The organism is Roseovarius aquimarinus, assembly GCF_043661195.1.
Taxonomy (GTDB): Bacteria; Pseudomonadota; Alphaproteobacteria; order Rhodobacterales; family Rhodobacteraceae; genus Roseovarius; species Roseovarius aquimarinus.
On record NZ_JBIHMM010000002.1, the window covers coordinates 487,553 to 505,470 of the forward strand.

Consider the following 17,918-nt stretch of genomic DNA (forward strand, 5'->3'; position numbering starts at 1 on the left):
CCCCGATGGACGTTCTCAACGACATTCTGACAGGCGCGCTCGGGCCGTTCGGCCCGATCATCGCGGTGGGCGTTCTGGGCCTCATGCTGATCCTCATCACGGTCGTTCTGATGATGAACCGGCCCGAGGATCCCATCGACAAGCTCAAGCGCCAGCAGCGCGAGCAGATCGAGGGCAAGGTCCGCCAGCAGCGCCTGCGGGGCTCCAAGAACGAGAAGCTCGACAAATACGCGGGCTTCCTCGAGCCGCAGGATGAAAAGCAGCTCAGCGAGATGCGCAAGAAGCTGATGCAGGCCGGCTATCGCGACCGCGACGCCGTGCGCTACTTCCACTTCGCGCAGTTCGCGCTGGGGGTCGGCGGCCTCGTGCTGGGCGTGATCTATTACGTGCTCTTCAAATCGGGCGGCGAGACGACGACGACGCAGATCGTCATGTGGACGCTCGGCCCCGGCGCGATCGGATACATGGCGCCGAAATACTGGGTCACCAAGCGCCAGCAGGAGCGCCAGGGCCAAATCACCGACGGCTTTCCCGACAGTCTCGACATGATGCTCGTCTGCGTGGAGGCGGGCCAGTCGCTCGATCAGTCCATCATCCGCGTGGCGAACGAGATCGAGCCGTCCTATCCGGCCATCGCGCAGGAATATCTGATCGTAAGCCAGCAGATCAAGGCGGGTCGCGACAAGGCCTCGGTGCTCAACGAAATGGCCGAGCGCTGCGGCGTCCAGGACATCTCGAGCTTCGTGACGGTGCTGGTGCAGTCGCAGACCTTCGGCACCTCGATCGCCGACGCGCTGCGCGTCTATGCGGGCGAGATGCGTGACAAGCGCGTCATGCGCGCCGAGGAAAAGGCGAACAAGCTGCCGACGAAGATGACATTGGCCACCATGATGCTTACAGTTCCGCCATTGCTCATCATTCTGGTGGGGCCGTCCGTCGTGGGCATCATGGAACTGACGGCCGGCGCGCAGTAGAACACGGGACTTCGCCAAGGCGCATATGACACCGATCCGCGGCACGCTCGCTTTCATCGTGACGGCCTTCGCCCTCGCCGCCTGTTCAGGCGGCGCGGGCAACGGCCCTTTCGCGCCCGGCGTCGCCAAGAACGGCGCGGCGGTGGACGCGGCCCTGGTGGGTCACCGGCTGATGCGCGCGGGCGAATACGAGCTTGCGATCCAATCCTTCTCGCGCGCCGCGCTCAATGACGGGCTGACCTCCGAAATCCTTCTGGGCCTCGGCAGCGCCTATCTGGGGCTGGGCCGCGTCGGGCAGGCCGAACAACTTCTGCGCGATGCGGTCGCCAAGGACGAAACCTCGCCCGAGGCGTGGAACAACCTCGGCGTGACCTTGATGGAACAGGGCGAGACCGCCGAGGCCGAACAGGTCTTTCGCCGCGCCTATGCGCTCGACAATGGCGAAAGTGACTCAATTCGCGACAATCTGCGCTTGGCACTCGCAAAACAGGAAAATTCGGTCTATGCTGAGGCGGAAGAGCAAGACTACAAATTGGTGCGGCGCGGCAGCAGCGATTACCTGATCCGCTCGATCCCCTGACAGGCAACGGGGTGGATGGCGGAAACTGCGCACGCAACCAGGACGAGGCACGGCAGTAAAAGGACGCAAAAATGCGCCACCCTATCCTAGTATCGCTCTGCGCGGCAGGGGCGTTCGCCCTGTCCGGCTGCGAGCAGTCCAAGACTGAGGATGTCGATCGCGCCTTTCAGGGCGTCAACGTGATCGACGAGAGCAATCTCAACGATGTGATGCTGACGGCGGGCGATCCTGACGAGGCCGTGGCCTATTTCCAGCGCACCGTCGCCGAGAAGCCCGAGCGCATCGACCTGCGCCGCGGCCTCGCCAAGAGCCTCGTGCGCGCCGGGCGTGGCACCGAGAGCGTGACGGCTTGGAAAACGGTGACCGAGCACAAGGACGCCACCGACGAGGACCGCGTCGAATTCGCCGATGCGTTGATCCGCAACAATGAATGGGACCGCGCCGAAGCCGTCCTGAATTCCATCCCGCCCACGCTCGAGACCTACAAGCGCTATCGCCTCGAGGCGATGGTGGCCGACAGCAACAAGGAATGGGCGAAGGCCGACAGTTTCTACGAGACCGCCGTGGGCCTGACCACGCAGCCCGCGAGCGTGATGAACAACTGGGGCTATTCTAAGCTGAGCCGAGGCGATTTCGCCGACGCGGAGCGTCTCTTCTCGGACGCGATCCGCCAGGATGCTTCGCTCTTCACCGCCAAGAACAACCTCGTTCTGGCGCGCGGCGCGCAGCGCAACTACGCCATCCCCGTCATGCCGATCAGCCAGACCGAGCGCGCCGAGCTTCTCTATACGCTGGGCCTCACGGCGATCAAGCAAGGCGATGTCGAGACCGGCAAGGGCCTTCTGCGCGATGCGATCGAAACGCACCCCCAGCATTTCGAGGCCGCCGCGCGCAGCCTCGGGGCGCTGGAAGGCAATGTGACGAACTGAGCCGGCCGGAGGGGCGCACATGACGATCACCGCCCATGCCGCGATGTGGTTCCTGCCCTTCGTGCTGCCGATCTGTTTCTGGGTCGCCTATACCGACCTCAAGCTGATGAAGATCACGAACAAGGCGGTGATGACGCTTGTCTGCGTCTATCTGGTCATCGGCCTCGTCGCCCTGCCGCTCGACGTCTATGCGTGGCGCTGGCTGCATCTGGCGGTGGTGCTCGTCGCGGGGATCGCGCTCAACGCCATCGGCGCGCTCGGGGCGGGCGACGCGAAATTCGCCGCCGCCGCCGCGCCCTTCATCGCGCTCGGCGATCTCAAGCTGATCCTCTTCATCCTCGCCGCGGCGGCCTTTTTCGGCTACGTCATCCACCGCATCGCCAAGCACAGCCCGCTGCGCCGCCTCGCCCCCGATTGGGTGAGCTGGACGCGCGAAGGCAAATATCCGATGGGCCTGTCACTGGGCGGCGCGCTCGGGATCTACCTCGTGCAGGGCGCGCTGACGGGCGCCTGACGTCGGGCCGCCCCCGCGCTGCCTTAATTTGCCCCAGATTGGCGGGCATCCTCGGCCCCGATCGCACCCAGAGACCCGAGGGCCGTCCGCAATGAACATGCAACTCACCCCGCACACGGGCGTGCAGCCGCCGCCGCCGCCCGTCACGATTCAGGACATGCGCCTGAGCGTCGTCATGATGCGCGACATCCTTCTCAAGACAATCTTCCGCAAGAATATCGACATGGTGAGCGAGATCGCCACGGCGATCTGCCTGCCGCGCACCGTCACGCAGGAACTCGTGGACCTCGCGCGCGAACAGCGCCTTCTCGAGGCGACCGGCACGATGAGCGCCACCGCGGGCAGCGAGATGGGCTATCAGCTGACGGATGCGGGCAAGGCGCGCGCGCTCGATGCGCTGGCGCAATCCGAGTATTTCGGCCCCATGCCCGTCCCGCTCGCCGTCTATGCCGAGCAGGTCAAGCGCCAGTCGATTCGCAACATCCAGATCACGCGCGAGCAACTGACCGGCGCGATGGGGCATCTCGTGCTGCCGCCCACGCTTCTAGATCAGCTCGGCCCGGCAGTGAGCGCGGGCCGCTCGATCCTGATGTACGGCCCGCCGGGCAACGGTAAATCGAGCATTTCGAACGGCATCCGCGATGCGATGGGCGACAAGATCTACGTGCCGATGGCCATCGAATACGCGGGCCAGGTCATCACGGTCTACGATCCCATCGTCCATTCCAAGGCCGAGGCGGAATCGGACGATCCGAATTCGCTGCGCCGCCGCCGCACCTTCGATGCACGCTACGTGCGCTGCGAGCGCCCCACCGTCATCACCGGCGGCGAGCTTACGCTCGACATGCTCGATCTGGTCTACAACCCGACCGCGCGCACCTATCAGGCGTCGCTTCAGCTCAAATCGACGGGCGGCATCTTCATCGTGGACGACCTTGGCCGTCAGGCCGAGCCGCCGCAGAACCTCGTCAACCGCTGGATCGTGCCGCTCGAGGAATCGAAGGACATCCTCGCCTTGCAATCGGGCGAGAAGTTCGAGGTGCCCTTCGACACGCTGGCGATCTTCTCGACCAACTTTCATCCGAACAAGATCTTCGACCAGGCCGCGCTGCGCCGGATCTTCTACAAGATCAAGATCGACGGACCCAATCAGGCCGACTTCCTCAAGATCTTCGCGATGGTCGCCCGCAAGAAGAAGATGCCGCTGAACGAGCCCGCCCTCGTGCATCTGCTCAAGAAGAAATACCCCGAGATCAACAACGTCTACGCCAACTATCAGCCGGTCTTCCTGATCGACCAGATGATCTCGATCTGCCAGTTCGAGGGCATCCCGAACCAGATGAGCCCCGAGCTGATCGACCGCGCATGGGCGAACATGTTCGTCGAGGATAGCGAAATCGTGCGCTGACGCGCGGTTCGCGCGGAATTTTCGCGAAAATCCGCGCCGCCCGCCCTACATAGGCGGCATGACCGAATTACCCCCGAAATTCACCGACTGGTTCGCCGCGCGCGGCTGGTCGGTGCATCCCCATCAGCAGCAGATGCTGGACCGCGCGGGCGATCCGGCCCTTCTGCTCATCGCGCCCACCGGCGGCGGCAAGACGCTGGCGGGTTTCCTGCCCACGCTGGCCGAGCTGAGCGAGGGCGGGCACGAGGGGCTTCATACGCTCTACATCTCGCCGCTCAAGGCGCTCGCGAACGATATTCGGCGCAATCTCACGCGCCCTGTCGAGGAGATGGGCCTGCCCATCAGGATCGAGGACCGCACGGGCGATACGTCCTACACGCAAAAGCGCCGCCAGCGCGCCGATCCGCCCGACATCCTGCTGACCACGCCCGAAAGCCTTGCGCTCCTGACCTCCTACGAAGATGCGCCGCGCATCTTCGCAGGGCTCAAGCGCGTCGTGGTGGACGAAATCCATGCGCTGGCCGAATCGAAGCGCGGCGATCAACTGATGCTGGCGCTGAGCCGGCTTCAAGCGCTCTGCCCGGGGCTGCGGCGGGTGGGACTTTCCGCCACGGTCGAGGATCCGCAGGCCATCGCGCGTTTTCTGGCGAAACATCCCGACCCCTGCGAGATCATCGAGGCCGATCCCGGCCCCGAGCCCGATATCGCGATGCTGGAGGTGGCCGAGGCGCCGCCCTGGTCCGGGGGCGGCGCGGCCTACGCGATCCCCGCCGTGCTCGAGCAGGTGAAGGCGCATAACACCACGCTCATTTTTCATAACACCCGCGCGCAGGCCGAGATCTTCTTTCGCAACCTGTGGCTCGCGAACGAGGGCAACCTCGCGATCGGTATTCATCACGGCAGTCTCGACCGGGGCCAGCGCCAGCGCGTCGAAGGCGCCATGCAGCGCGGCGAGTTGCGCGCGATCGTCTGCACCGGCTCGCTCGATCTCGGCATCGACTGGGGCGATGTGGACCTCGTGATCCAGGTGGGCGCGCCGAAGAACGTCAAGCGGCTGGTGCAGCGCATCGGGCGGGCGAACCATCGCTACAACGCGCCGTCAAAGGCGCTGCTGGTCCCCGCGAACCGCTTCGAGGTGGTCGAATGCGTCGCCGCCCTCGAGGCGGTGCGCGCGCGCGATCTCGATGGCGATCCGCGCGGGCCCGGCCCGCTCGACGTGCTTTGCCAGCATATCCTGATCGCCGCCTGTTCTGGTCCCTTCGATGCGGACGCGCTCTATGACGAGGTGCGCGCCGCCGGCCCCTATGCGGCCCTCACCCGCGCCGCGTTCGACGATTGCCTCGATTTCTGCGCGACCGGCGGCTATGCGCTGCGCGCCTATGACAAGTGGCAGCGGCTGGTCGAGCGGGACGGCCTCTGGCGGCTGCGCGATCCCCGTTCGGCGCAGATCATCCGCATGAATATCGGCACCATTCAGGACAGCGATCTCGTCAAGGTGCGCATGCAGCGCAATCGCGGCGGCAAACCCTTGGGCGAGATCGAGGAAGGCTTCGCCGCCACGCTGACGCCGGGCGATACGTTCCTCATGGGCGGTCAGGTCGTCCGGTACGAGAATCTGCGCGAGATGGTCGTCGAGGTCAGCCGCGCGGATGGCAAGAAGCCCAAGATCGCCACCTTCGCGGGCACGAAATTCGCCACCTCGACGCAGCTCAGCCAGCGCATCCTGAGCATGCTGGCCCAGCCCGACTGGCCCGCCCTGCCCCGCCACACCGCCGATTGGCTGCATCTTCAGCGCGAGGTGAGCCGGATGCCGCAGGCCGGGCGGCTCCTGATCGAGAGCTTCCCGCATGACGGGCGCGAACATGCGTGCATCTACGGCTTCGCGGGCCGCAACGCGCAGCAGACGCTGGGGCTTTTGCTGACCAAGCGGATGGAGGAGCTGGGCCTCGATCCGCTGGGGTTCGTTTCGACCGACTACGCGACGCTGATCTGGGGGCTGGAGCCGCTGACGGACGCCGCGCCCCTCTTCGATCCGGCGGCGCTGCGCGATGGGCTGGATCAATGGCTGACCGGCAATGCGGTGATGAAACGGACGTTCCGCGCCTCGGCCACCATCGCGGGGCTGATCCAGCGCAACATGCCGCAAGCGCGCAAGACCGGGCGTCAGGCGACGTTCTCGTCGGACATCCTCTATGACACGCTGGTCAAATACGATCCCGATCACCTCCTGCTCAGGATCACGCGGACCGAGGCGATGCGCGGCCTCGTCGATTTCGGCCGTATCGAGGAGATGATCGCGCGCATCGAAGGGCGCGTCGATCTGCTGCGCCTGCCGCGCGTCACGCCGCTGGCCGCGCCGCTCTTCCTAGAGGCGGGGCGCACGCCCGTCAGCGGCGCCGGCGAGGAGCGGCTTCTGACCGAAGAAGCGGGCCGGCTGATGCGCGAGGCGGGGCTGGCTCAGCCCTCCTGAATGCTTTCGAGATAGCTCAGCAGCGCGGCGAGCGGGCGGGGCGTGGGCGTCATCACACCGTCGCCCGTATCCACCGGCACCGTGTCGCCCTGCAAGAGCGCGCCGAATTCGGGCATCTGTTGGCCGGGAAGCTGCGCGCGGTGATAGCCGTCGATGGTCGAAAGCACCTGCGCGCGCGGAAAGGCGCCATTCTCCGACAGCTGCGTGAGATCCGAGGGCGCCGGGTTCATCCCCTTGGCCCAAGGGCCGTCGCCACGGCCGGTCGGGCCATGGCACTGCGCGCAATTCTCGACATAAAGCGCGCGCCCCTCACCCGCCTCGGGCATCGAGGCCGTGTCCATGCAGGCCGCCAGCGCGCCCGCTCCCGTCATCGCCGCAACGATCCATGCCTGTTTCATGCCGCTCTCCTTTTGCCTCAGCCTGCCCTGCCCCGTCTCGTCGCGCCTTGATCCAGCGCAAGCGGGGTTCAGACGAACTTGCCAGCCAGCGCGTCGTCGATCAACGCCTGCGTTTCATCGACACCGTAAAGCGCGATGAAACCGCCGAAACGGGGACCCTGGGACGCGCCCAGGAGCACCTCGTAGAGCGCCCTGAACCAGTCGCGCAGCGGATCGAAACGGTCGCGCCCCACGGCATAGACGATGGATTGCAGCGCCTCGTCATCGAGCGGGCCGTCATAGGCGGCAAGCTGGGCCTTCAGATCCTCGAGCGCCTCGCGCTCAAGATCGGTCGGCGCGCGGTAGACCTTGGCCGGCTTCACGAAATCCTCGTAATAGCGCAGCGCATAGCCAACGGCGGCGTCCATGTCGGGGTTCGTCTCGGCGCTGGCCTTGGGGGCATAGCGCTGGATGAAGCCCCAGAGCTGATCCTTCCGCTCGGCCCCCGCGACGGAGGCGAGGTTCAGGAGCATCGAGAACGGCACGACCATCCGGCTCTCGGGCACGCCCTCGGGATGGATGTGAAAGACCGGGTTGGCCGCCTGCGCCGCCGCGTCCTGCGCGGGATAGGCGCGCAATTGCTGATGATATTCGTCCACCGCCTTCGGAATCACGTCGAAATGCATGCGCTTGGCCGTCTTCGGCTTGGCATACATGAAATAGCTGAGCGACTCGGTCGCGGCATAGGTCAGCCACTCGTCGATCGAGATGCCGTTGCCAGAGGATTTGGAGATCTTCTGACCATTCTCGTCGAGGAACAGCTCGTAGGTGAAATGCTCGGGCTTCCGGCCGCCGAGGATCTCGCAGATGCTGTCGTAGATCGGCGTATTGGTGCTGTGATCCTTGCCGTACATCTCGAAATCGACGCCGAGCGCCGCCCAGCGGGCGCCGAAATCGGGCTTCCACTGAAGCTTGACGTTGCCGCCCGTGACGGGGAGCGTCATTTCCTCGCCCTCGTCGGTGTCGAATGTGATCGTGCCGTTCGCGGCATCGACATGCTTCATCGGCACATACATCACGCGGCCCGTCTCGGGATGGATGGGCAGGAAGATCGAATAGGTCTGCTGGCGCTCTTCGCGCAGGCTCTTGAGCATGACCTTCATGATCGCGTCATAACGCTCGGCGGCGCGCAGCAGAACCTCGTCGAACTGACCGGTGCGATAGAACTCCGTGGCGCTGATGAACTCGTATTCGAAACCGAACGTATCGAGAAAGCGCCGCAGCATCGCGTTATTGTGATGCCCGAAGCTCTCATGCGTGCCGAAGGGATCGGGCACCGAGGTGAGCGGCTTTTGCAGATGCTCGGCCAGCGCCTCGCGGTTGGGCACGTTGCCCGGCACCTTGCGCATGCCATCGAGATCGTCGGAAAAGCAGATGAGCCGGGTCGGAATGTCGCTGATCACCTCGAAGGCGCGGCGGATCATCGTCGTGCGCAGCACCTCGCCGAACGTGCCGATATGCGGCAGGCCCGAGGGGCCGTAACCCGTCTCGAAAAGAACGTATCCCTTCTCGGGCGCCTTCTTCTCGTACCGTTTGAGCAGACGGCGCGCTTCTTCAAAAGGCCAGGCTTTCGAGGTCATCGCGGCGTCGCGCAGATCGGACATGGGTCAACTCCAGGGTTTCGCCCCCGCGCGGATGCGCGCGAAGGTCCGCCGCTTCCTATTGCCGAGCCGGGCCGAGGTCAATAATCTGCGCGGCGACACAAGGATTTGCAAAGGATCATGCGATGCCCGATACCGAGACGCACCCGCTGAGCGCGCAGGACTGCCTGGTGGCCGTCATGATCGCGGTCTCGGCCTCGGACGAGCAGATCCGAACGGCCGAACTGGTCAAGATCGAGACGACGATCAACAACCTGCCGATCTTCGGAAGCTACGATACCGATCGCATCAACATCGTCGCGCAGACGGTCTTCGATCTCTTCTCGGACGAAGACGGGCTCGACGCGCTTTTCGGCCTCATCCGCGAGAGCCTGCCCGAGCGCCTGTTCGAGACCGCCTATGCGCTCGCCTGCGACGTGGCCGCCGCCGACGGCGTTCTGGGCGATACCGAGCTGCGCCTTCTGGAGGAAATCCGATACGAGCTGAACCTCGACCGGCTGCACGCGGCGGCGATCGAGCGGGGCGCGCGCGCCCGGCACCTGAGCCTCTGACGGCTCGCAACCACGAAGGAATTCCCCGATGCGCTGCGTTTTCGTCAATATCCGCTGCAAGCCAGGCACCTCCTACAAGGTGGCCGAGGAGATCGCCCTGCGCGAGTTCCATTCCGAGCTCTATTCGACCTCCGGACCCTTCGATCTGCTGCTGAAGCTCTACATTTCCGACAAGGACGATGTGGGCAAGTTCATCAACGAGAACCTGCTCCAGATCCCGAATATCGAACGGACCGAGACCACGCTGACCTTCAAGGCCTTCTAGACCATGCAGGACGACGCCCTCCTGAGCCGCCTGCGCGCGATCGTCGGCGATGCGCATGTGCTGACCGGGGCCGACATGGCCGGCTATGACGCCGACTGGTCGGGGCACAAGCGCGGCACGCCGCGCGCCGTCGTCCGGCCCGGCTCGACAGCCGAGGTGTCGGCCATCGTCAAGCTCGCCAACGAGACCGGCACGCCCATCGTGCCGCAGGCCGGCAATACCGGGCTGACCGACGCGACGGAGGCCGGGGGCGCGATCCTTTTGTCGGTCGGGCGCATGAACCGCATCCGCGAGATCCGTCCATCCAGCCGTATCGCCATCGTCGAGGCGGGCGCGATCCTCGCCTCGATCCATGATGCGGTGGCCGAGCATGGCCTCATCTTCCCGCTTTTCTTCGGCGCGCGCGGCTCGGCTATGATCGGTGGGGCGCTTTCGACGAATGCGGGCGGCTCGAACGTGCTGCGCTACGGCAATACGCGCGATCTGTGCCTCGGGATCGAGGCGGTGATGCCGAATGGCGAGATCATCGATCTGATGCGCCAGCTCCACAAGGACAATTCGGGCTATGATCTGCGCCATCTGCTGATCGGCGCCGAGGGCACGCTCGGCATCATCACCGCCGCCGTGATCAAGCTGCACCCCGCGCCACTCGCCACCGCGACGGCGATGGTCGCGGTGCCGCGCATCACGGATGCGCTGGACCTGCTCAACCGCTTGCAGCAGGAGACGGGCGGCGCAGTGCAGGCCTTCGAATACATGCCGCGCGCCTATATGGAGACCTATCTCGAACTGTCGTCCGCGCATCGCGAGCCGTTCGAGGGGCGCCATGACGTCAACATCCTCGTCGAAGTGGGCGCCATCGCACCGCGCGACGCCTTACCCGATGCGAGCGGACAGGTGCCCATCGCCGCGCATCTCGAAGAGGTGCTCGGCGCGCTTTTCGAAGAGGGCGCGATCCTCGACGCGGTGGTCGCCCAGAACGAGGCGCAGCGCGGCGAGATGTGGGCGCGGCGCGAGGCGGCGGCAGAGGTCATCACGCTGCACGAGCCTTACGCCGACCGCGACATCGCGGTGCCGGTGGACCGCATGCAGGATCTGGTGGACGAGGTGGCGGCCATCATCGCGCGGCTCGATCCCGGCGCGCGCGATGTGTCGGTGGCGCATCTGGGCGACGGCAACATGCATCTGGGCGTCTTCCCGACCCGCCCCGACGACGCGCTCTGCACCGAGATCGGCAATGCCGTGGAGGATGCCGCGCTCGCCCTCGGCGGCAGCTTCTCGGCGGAGCATGGCATCGGCCTCAGCAAGCAGCCGAGCATGATCCGCTACAAGAGCCCCAGCGCGATGGCGGCGATGCGGGCGATCAAGACGGCGCTCGATCCGAACGGGATCATGAATCCCGGCAAGGTCCTGCCCCCGGTCTGACCGGGCATCCGAGTATTTTCACCAAGATGAAGACACGCCCTCGAGGCGTTTTCGGGCGGTCACCGGCCCGCCGCCCTGCGCCGCGATCCGCGCGATGGCGGCGCCGAGAGGCTCGACCGCGACGCTCATCGTGTGGGCGTTGGCATGAAGGATATGGGCGGCATCCTGAACCCAGGCGACATGGCCTTTCCAGAACAGGAGATCGCCGCGCTCGAGAGGCGCGTTCTCGGCCAAGGGCATGCCCAGCCCCGCCTCCTGCTGGTCGCTGTCGCCGGGGCACGCGATGCTGCAGGCGCGGTAGCCGGCCTGCACGAGACCCGAGCAATCTATGCCGAAAGCCGAATTGCCGCCCCAGAGATAGGGCGCGCCAAGATAGGTCTCGGCCACCGCGACGGGATCGGTCTCGGCCATCGGCAGGGGGCGCAGATGCTGAAGCGGGATATGACCCGAGGGGGTTTCGGCCCAGTTGCCCGTGATGGCCGTCACCGCGACGCGGCTCAGATGGCTGAGCGCGGCGCGCTCGGGCGATTTGAGATCGGGCGCGGTGTAGGCATGGCTCGCGCGGGCGCTCACCCAATGGGTCGGGGCGGGGCCGTCCGAGAGCGCGGTGTCGGGCAGATATCCGACATAGCCGTCCTCGCCCTGCACGAAGGCATGGCCCTCGTGCGTCTCGTAGCAGGTGACGGGCGCGCCCATGAGCCATTGCCGCGTGCGCGCGCCGCCGGGCGTGAGCGACAAATCGGCGACGGGGACGATGATCCGCCGCGCTTCGCCTTCGACATGGCGCGGCGCATCGACACGCCCACGCAGGGCGGCGGCGGCGACGCGCGCATTGGCGGGCGTCATGCGCGGATCGCTCACAGGCCGAGCGCCTCGGGCAGGGCCTCGAGCAGGGCGCGCGCGCCCATGCCGACGCCGCCCTTGGGCCGGGCAGGCGCGGCGCTGGGGTTCCAGCCATAGATGTCGAAATGCGCATAGCGGGTGCCACCCGCAAAGCGCCGCAGGAAGAGCGCGGCGGTGATCGAGCCCGCGAAACCGCCCGAGGGCGCGTTGTCGAGATCGGCTATGCCCGGCTCGATCATCGCCTCGTAAGGCGCGTGAAACGGCATGCGCCAAACCGGATCGGCGACCCGGGCCGCGCCCGCCTCGATCGCCGAGACGAGCCGCGCATCATCGGCGTAATAGGGCGCGAGGTCCGGCCCGACGGCGACCCGCGCGGCGCCGGTCAGCGTCGCCATCGAGATCATCAGATCGGGCGCCTCCTCGGCCCCGAGGCTGAGCGCATCGGCCAGCAGGAGCCGCCCCTCGGCATCGGTGTTGTTGATCTCGATCGTCTTGCCGTTCCGGGCCGTGAGGATATCGCCGGGGCGCATCGCATTGGCGCTGACCGCGTTCTCGACCGCGGGGATCAGGACGCGCAGCCGCAGCGGCAGGCCGAGCGCCATGATCATCCGCGCAAGGCCCAGCACCGTCGCCGCGCCGCCCATGTCCTTCTTCATCAGGCCCATGCTCGAGCCGGGCTTGAGATTGAGCCCGCCCGTGTCGAAACAGACGCCCTTGCCGACCAGCGTGAGCTGCGGGCCGGCATCGCCCCAACGCATGTCGAGAAGGCGCGGCGCGCGATCCGACGCGCGCCCGACCGCGTGGATGAGAGGGAAATTCGCCGCGATCAGATCGTCGCCGCGCGTCACCTCGAGCGTCGCGCCGAACGCATCGGCGAGATCCGCCGTCGCGGCCTCGAGCGTGTCCGGGCCCATGTCGTTGGCGGGTGTGTTGATGAGATCGCGCGTCAGCATCTCGGCGGCGGCGATCGCCTCGAGCCGGGCGGCATCCACGGCACCGGGCGCCACCAGCCGCGCCGTGGCGCCCTTCTGGTCCTGGTAGCGATCGAAGGCGTAGCTCGCCAGAAGCCAGCCCAGCGCCTCCTCCTCGGCGCGTGCGGGCGGCAGGCCGGTGAGGCGATAGCTCCCCTCGGGAAGGACGGCGGCGACGGCGGCGAGATGGAAGCGCCCGCGCGCCCGTGCCGCCGCATCGCCGTAGCCCGCGAGCGCCATGTCGATGCGCCCGCCCTCGCCCGGCACCAGAAGGCTCGCGCCGAGAGACGCCTTGAAGCCCGCGGCCCGCACCCAGCCGCGCAGCGCCTCGGGCTGCGCACCCAGCCAGCTTTCGAGCGCATCGGCCTCGATCACATGGAGCGGGATCGCCTTGGCGTCATCTGCGGCGAAACCGGGGTTGCGGGCGGGCGAGGCGGTGGAAGACATGCTGGTTCTGGCCTTTCGGTGCTGGTGCGGCGCGCGATGCTCTGCCCGCATCGCGCCGCGTGCAGCCTATCCGACAGGGCCGCGCCCGCAAGGCGTCAAATCGAGAGGTCGTGCATGTGCCACACCTCGCTCAGGCTGCTGTCGCCGATGCGCAGAAGGCGCGAGAGGGTCGCGGCGATGGCGACCCGGTCCACATTGTCGATGGCGCGCGTCACGTCCCCCGCGACGCGCGAGAGCGCCTGCATGCCGATCTGATCGGCGATGGCGACGAGGCTGCGGGCGGATTTGCGCATCTCCTCTAGCCGCCCCTCGTGGTGGCAGCGCTCGGTATGCGACAGGCGCAAGGCCAACTCCTCGAGCGCGCGGCACACCACATCCTCGGCCCCTTTCTCGCCCAGTTGGGCATAGAGCTCCTCGAGGCGGGCGGCATCGAGGCGCACCACCTCCCGGTGCTCGAGCATCGTTATCTGTTCCACGGTCTCACCCCGGCTTCGCGTCATGCGCCGCGCCGGCCCCACTGCCTGACACGACAGCGCCAAACTGCCCGGCTTTCCTTCCCAAAAGGTTTCGGCGCGGGCATTTTGTCTGTCGAATTAGGCGCGAATACCGTCTATCCCGTGTAGCGACGCTCTGAGCAAAGGCCCCCGGATGCAGCACGCACGCCCCCTGCCGCCCTATCTGATCCAGCGCTATCACGGCTGGAAGGCGACGTCCTATACCGAGAACGAAAGCTGGTATCGCACGCTCGCGCAGGAGGGGCAGCACCCGCGCGCCATGCTGATTTCCTGCTGCGACAGCCGGGTGCATGTCACCTCGATCTTCGGCGCCGATCAGGGCGAGTTCTTCATCCATCGCAACATCGCCAATCTCGTGCCGCCCTACACCACCGATGGCGGGCAGCACGGGACCTCGGCGGCAGTGGAATACGCGGTCTGCGCGCTCAAGGTCGCGCATGTGATCGTGATGGGCCATTCGAGCTGCGGGGGCATCAAGGGCTGCGACGACATGTGCTCGGGGCGCGCGCCCGAACTCGAGGAGCGCACCAGTTTCGTGGGCCGCTGGATGGATATCCTGCGTCCCGGCCATGCGCGCATCGCCGATATCCCGAACGATGCCGAACGGCTCCGGGCGCTCGAGAAGGAGGCGGTGCTCGTCTCGCTCGAGAACCTGACGAGCTTTCCTTTCGTCGAGGCCGCGATGCAGAAGGGCACGCTGACGCTGCATGGCGTATGGCTCGATATCGGCGAGGGCCGGATCGAGCAATACAGCGCCGCCGCCGGCACCTTCGTTCCGATCTGAGGGATCAGGCGCGCCGCCAAAGGGTGAGCGTGTCGGCGCCGATGCGGCACGTCTCTTCGAGCGCGAAGCGCGGCGCGCGCTCCAGCGTCTCCAGCCCCAAGGCGCCGATGGCCGGGCGCGCATCCCCGCCGAGCGCCATCCCGGCGGCGAACCCCGCGAGCCGGTCGACGAGCCCCGCGCCGAGGAGCGAGGCGGCCAGCGCGCCGCCGCCCTCGCAGAACACACGGGTGAGCCCCGCGTCGCCGAGCCGTGCCATCGCAGCGCCGAGATCGAGGCGCCCACCCTCGGCGGGGCAGGCGATCAGACGCGCGCCGAGCGCCTTCCACGCGGCGATGCGCGCGCCATCGGCTTCGGGGCCGTGGATAAGCCAGAGCGGCACCTGCCGCGCGCTGACGGCAAGGCGCGATGTGAGCGAGAGGTCCAGCCCGCGCGAGACGACGATACGCACCGGCTGGCGCTCGGCGCCCATGTCACGCACGGTGAGCATCGGATCGTCGGCGCGCGCCGTGCCCCCGCCGATCATCACCGCGTCATGACGCGCGCGCATCGCATGCACCGCGCGCCGCGCCTCGGGGCCGGTGATCCAGCGGGACTCGCCGCCCGCCGTCGCGATGCGCCCGTCGAAAGAGGTCGCGAGTTTCAGCAATATCTCGGGCCGGCCTTGCGTGATGCGGCTGAGAAATCCGGCAAGATCGCGCGCCGCCTCGCGCTCCATCACGCCGGTCTCGACGGCAATGCCCGCCCGCTCGAGACTGGCGATGCCGCGTCCCGAAACGCGCGGATCGGGATCGGTGCAGGCGATGACCACCTGCGCGACGCCCGCCTCGACCAGCGCATCGGCGCAGGGCGGGGTTCGGCCGTGATGGGCGCAAGGCTCGAGCGTGACATAGACCGTGGCGCCGCGCGCCGCGGCGCCCGCCTGCGCCAGCGCCTGAGGCTCGGCATGAGGGCGCCCGCCCGGCCCGGTATGCGCGCGCCCCACGACGCGCCCGTCCGCCACGATCACGCAGCCGACCGCCGGGTTGGGCCATGTGAGGCCCTGACCGCGCCGGCCGAGGGCCAGCGCGGCGCGCATGTGGTGCATGTCCCGGTCCGCGCTCACGCGCCGGGCTTGTCGCCTCCGGCACCGCCACCGGCGGCGGCATCGGGGCGCAATTCGCTGACGAACTTGTCGAAATCGTCGGCGGCCTGAAAATTCTTGTAGACGCTGGCGAAGCGCACATAGGCGACCGTATCGATCCGCGCGAGGCTTTCCATCACGATCTCGCCCACCGTCTTCGAGGCGATGTCCGTGTCGCCCATGCTCTCGAGGCGGCGCACGATGCCCGAGATCATCTGCTCGATCCGCTCCGGCTCGACCGGTCGTTTCTGGAGCGCGATGCGGATCGACCGCTCGAGCTTGTCACGGTCGAAGTCCTCGCGGCGCCCGTTCGTCTTGACGACGACCAGATCGCGCAGTTGAACCCGCTCATAGGTGGTGAACCGCCCGCCGCAAGCCGGACAGAAGCGGCGGCGCCGGATCGAGACATGCTCTTCGGCGGGACGTGAATCCTTGACCTGCGTTTCGATATTTCCGCAAAACGGGCAGCGCATCGGCCTGTCCCCTTCTCTTCTCTGCCTCTCGAGATTGGGTCTGACGCCCAATTATCCACAGGCACTATAGGACAGCCGCAAGGTTTTGGGTAGAGGCGAAATTCCTGCCCCAGATGCAGCGGATGGACCTTTGTGGCGCCCCGTCGCGTTGGCTGTCGAATGTTTCAGGAAAAGGAGAAACGACATGGCAGGCAAGGTTCTGTTCATCACCGGCGCATCTTCGGGCATCGGGGCGCAAACGGCCCGGCAGGCCGCCGATGCGGGTTGGAAGGTGGCGCTTTTCGCGCGGAGCGAGGACAAGCTGAAGGATCTGGCAAGCGAGATCGGGGAGAACGCCATCGCGCTTCCCGGTGACGTGACCGATCTCGGCTCGCTTCAGGCGGCAGTGGACAAGACCCAAGAGACATTCGGCAGCCTCGATGCGGTCTTCGCCAATGCCGGCACCGGCCTCGATACGCCCGGCATCGAGAAGGGCGATCCCGAGGAGTGGTCCAAGCTGATCGACATCAACATCAAGGGCATCCTGCTGACGCTGAAGGCGAGCTATCCCGCGCTCAAGAAGGCGAAGGGGCATCTCGTTCTGACCGGCTCGGTCGCGGGGCGCATCCATATTTCGGCATCCGTCTACGGCGCGTCGAAATGGTTCGTGCACGGCCTTGCGGGCAACATGACGCCCGACATGCGCGAATGGGGCGGGCGCTGCACCGTCATCGCGCCCGGCATGGTCGATACGCCCTTCTTCGATGAGGCCAAGCCGGACAAGCTCAAGCCCGAGGATATCGCGAAGGCCGTGGTCTATGCGATCGACCAGCCGGAGCATGCCAATGTTCAGGAGATCGTGGTCATGCCGACGCAGTGATGCAGTTGCCGCGTTTTCGCAACTGATGCGCAAAAACGATAAAAGCCGATGCAACGCGCATCGGCTTTTTCATTGAGCGAGACGGCGGAAGGCTCAGGACCGGGCGACGCACACGCTGCGCGGAAGATCGTCGCCGCGCATGAATTCGGGAAGCCGGAAGCCGTCATCCGTCACGACAGGCTTTTGCCGCAGCGTATCCAAACTGCGCTGGCATTCCGCCAGATCATTCGGCGCCACGCGGATTTCGACGATGTTCGGCGTCATCTCCACGGAGCCGTCGAAAGCGGTGGCGAGGCCCGCGACGGGCACGCAAAGTGCGGAAATCAAAATGAAGCGTTTCATGGCGTTCTCCTTGCAGCTGGGAAAACAACGCAATTACCGCCATTTGGTTGCCATCTGTCTGAAAACGCTGCGCATGACCCGCTGCGTCAGTAGCGCCCCAGCCACCAGATCTTTGCTGCGCGCGCCTCCGCCTCGTCCTGGAACTCGCCTTTCTGAAACCGCGAAAGCCGCGCGCGATCGGTCTGTGTCAGGCGCGCTTCCCAAGTGCGCCGTGCCGCCTTCCACTCGTCCAGAAGCTGCGCCGCGCGTGGCTCCTGTACCCTCTCGGGCAGCGCATCGGCGGACGATTTCGGCCGCCAGCCGGTCAGTCCCTCGATCCGGTCCGCAAGCATCTCGGCGCGCTCACGCAGCGCGACGGCGATCTCGTCGGTCTCGAAGACATGCGCGCGTGTGTCCGGCACCATGCGCGC

20 protein-coding genes are annotated in these 17,918 nt (G+C 66.5%); 11 read left to right on the forward strand and 9 right to left on the reverse strand.

The features are described 5' to 3' along the window. Positions 1-5 precede the first annotated feature (5 nt). From ACGRVM_RS09825 to ACGRVM_RS09850, 6 genes are all read left to right on the forward strand, one after another. Positions 6-974, forward strand: coding sequence for a type II secretion system F family protein (locus ACGRVM_RS09825; RefSeq protein ID WP_377170378.1), 969 nt, complete (start codon positions 6-8; stop codon positions 972-974). A gap of 25 nt (positions 975-999) precedes the next feature. After that, positions 1,000-1,554, forward strand: coding sequence for a tetratricopeptide repeat protein (locus tag ACGRVM_RS09830; protein ID WP_377170376.1), 555 nt, complete (start codon positions 1,000-1,002; stop codon positions 1,552-1,554). A gap of 71 nt (positions 1,555-1,625) precedes the next feature. Beyond that, positions 1,626-2,483 carry a tetratricopeptide repeat protein gene (locus ACGRVM_RS09835; protein ID WP_377170374.1) on the forward strand — a complete coding sequence of 286 codons (858 nt, stop codon included), beginning with the start codon at positions 1,626-1,628 and terminating at the stop codon, positions 2,481-2,483. Positions 2,484-2,502: 19 nt separating this feature from the next. After that, a complete protein-coding gene (locus ACGRVM_RS09840; RefSeq protein ID WP_377170372.1) occupies positions 2,503-2,997 on the forward strand; it encodes a prepilin peptidase in 495 nt (164 codons plus the stop codon). A gap of 91 nt (positions 2,998-3,088) precedes the next feature. After that, positions 3,089-4,405, forward strand: a complete 1,317-nt coding sequence (locus ACGRVM_RS09845) for an ATPase (RefSeq protein ID WP_377170370.1) — start codon at positions 3,089-3,091, stop codon at positions 4,403-4,405. Between the two features lie 58 nt (positions 4,406-4,463). Then, a complete protein-coding gene (locus ACGRVM_RS09850) occupies positions 4,464-6,875 on the forward strand; it encodes a ligase-associated DNA damage response DEXH box helicase (protein WP_377170367.1) in 2,412 nt (803 codons plus the stop codon). Here the strand turns inward: ACGRVM_RS09850 and ACGRVM_RS09855 are convergent. Further along, complete coding sequence (locus tag ACGRVM_RS09855) at positions 6,863-7,273, reverse strand: c-type cytochrome (RefSeq protein ID WP_377170365.1); 411 nt, start codon at positions 7,271-7,273, stop codon at positions 6,863-6,865. The genes ACGRVM_RS09850 and ACGRVM_RS09855 overlap by 13 nt on opposite strands. A 68-nt stretch (positions 7,274-7,341) precedes the next feature. Continuing rightward, entirely contained in the window at positions 7,342-8,916 is a 1,575-nt protein-coding gene (locus ACGRVM_RS09860) for a lysine--tRNA ligase (RefSeq protein WP_377170363.1), read from the reverse strand. Positions 8,917-9,038: 122 nt separating this feature from the next. Between ACGRVM_RS09860 and ACGRVM_RS09865 the strand changes: the two genes are divergently transcribed. The 3 genes from ACGRVM_RS09865 to ACGRVM_RS09875 are packed head-to-tail and all read left to right on the forward strand — an operon-like array spanning position 9,039 to position 11,154. Further along, complete coding sequence (locus ACGRVM_RS09865) at positions 9,039-9,464, forward strand: tellurite resistance TerB family protein (protein ID WP_377170361.1); 426 nt, start codon at positions 9,039-9,041, stop codon at positions 9,462-9,464. 28 nt (positions 9,465-9,492) lie between these two features. Next, the gene (locus ACGRVM_RS09870; RefSeq protein ID WP_377170358.1) at positions 9,493-9,729 is read left to right on the forward strand and encodes an Lrp/AsnC family transcriptional regulator; all 237 of its coding nucleotides are present in this window, start codon (positions 9,493-9,495) and stop codon (positions 9,727-9,729) included. Between the two features lie 3 nt (positions 9,730-9,732). Beyond that, positions 9,733-11,154, forward strand: a complete 1,422-nt coding sequence (locus tag ACGRVM_RS09875; protein ID WP_377170356.1) for an FAD-binding oxidoreductase — start codon at positions 9,733-9,735, stop codon at positions 11,152-11,154. 18 nt (positions 11,155-11,172) lie between these two features. Here the strand turns inward: ACGRVM_RS09875 and ACGRVM_RS09880 are convergent, their stop codons facing one another. The 3 genes from ACGRVM_RS09880 to ACGRVM_RS09890 form a co-directional block, all read right to left on the reverse strand. Continuing rightward, entirely contained in the window at positions 11,173-12,015 is an 843-nt protein-coding gene (locus tag ACGRVM_RS09880) for a C40 family peptidase (protein ID WP_377170354.1), read from the reverse strand. Next, positions 12,012-13,415, reverse strand: coding sequence for a leucyl aminopeptidase family protein (locus ACGRVM_RS09885; RefSeq protein WP_377170352.1), 1,404 nt, complete (start codon positions 13,413-13,415; stop codon positions 12,012-12,014). Before ACGRVM_RS09885 ends, ACGRVM_RS09880 begins: the two co-directional genes overlap by 4 nt. A 95-nt stretch (positions 13,416-13,510) precedes the next feature. Continuing rightward, entirely contained in the window at positions 13,511-13,891 is a 381-nt protein-coding gene (locus ACGRVM_RS09890) for a hypothetical protein (RefSeq protein WP_377170350.1), read from the reverse strand. Positions 13,892-14,063: 172 nt separating this feature from the next. Between ACGRVM_RS09890 and ACGRVM_RS09895 the strand changes: the two genes are divergently transcribed. Beyond that, on the forward strand, positions 14,064-14,714 hold the full coding sequence (locus tag ACGRVM_RS09895; protein ID WP_377170348.1) for a carbonic anhydrase: 651 nt from the start codon (positions 14,064-14,066) through the stop codon (positions 14,712-14,714). Between the two features lie 4 nt (positions 14,715-14,718). On the opposite strand, the gene ribD is transcribed toward ACGRVM_RS09895, so the two are convergent. After that, positions 14,719-15,789, reverse strand: coding sequence for a bifunctional diaminohydroxyphosphoribosylaminopyrimidine deaminase/5-amino-6-(5-phosphoribosylamino)uracil reductase RibD (gene ribD, locus ACGRVM_RS09900; protein WP_377171369.1), 1,071 nt, complete (start codon positions 15,787-15,789; stop codon positions 14,719-14,721). Positions 15,790-15,812: 23 nt separating this feature from the next. Beyond that, on the reverse strand, positions 15,813-16,307 hold the full coding sequence (gene nrdR, locus ACGRVM_RS09905) for a transcriptional regulator NrdR (RefSeq protein WP_377170346.1): 495 nt from the start codon (positions 16,305-16,307) through the stop codon (positions 15,813-15,815). A gap of 184 nt (positions 16,308-16,491) precedes the next feature. Between nrdR and ACGRVM_RS09910 the strand changes: the two genes are divergently transcribed. Then, positions 16,492-17,166 (forward strand): SDR family oxidoreductase, encoded by a 675-nt coding sequence (locus ACGRVM_RS09910; protein ID WP_377170344.1) that lies wholly within the window; start codon positions 16,492-16,494, stop codon positions 17,164-17,166. Positions 17,167-17,259: 93 nt separating this feature from the next. Here ACGRVM_RS09910 and ACGRVM_RS09915 read toward each other — a convergent pair whose 3' ends face one another. Next, positions 17,260-17,508, reverse strand: a complete 249-nt coding sequence (locus tag ACGRVM_RS09915) for a hypothetical protein (protein ID WP_377170342.1) — start codon at positions 17,506-17,508, stop codon at positions 17,260-17,262. Between the two features lie 86 nt (positions 17,509-17,594). Further along, positions 17,595-17,912, reverse strand: coding sequence for a hypothetical protein (locus tag ACGRVM_RS09920; protein WP_377170340.1), 318 nt, complete (start codon positions 17,910-17,912; stop codon positions 17,595-17,597). Positions 17,913-17,918: the final 6 nt, after the last annotated feature.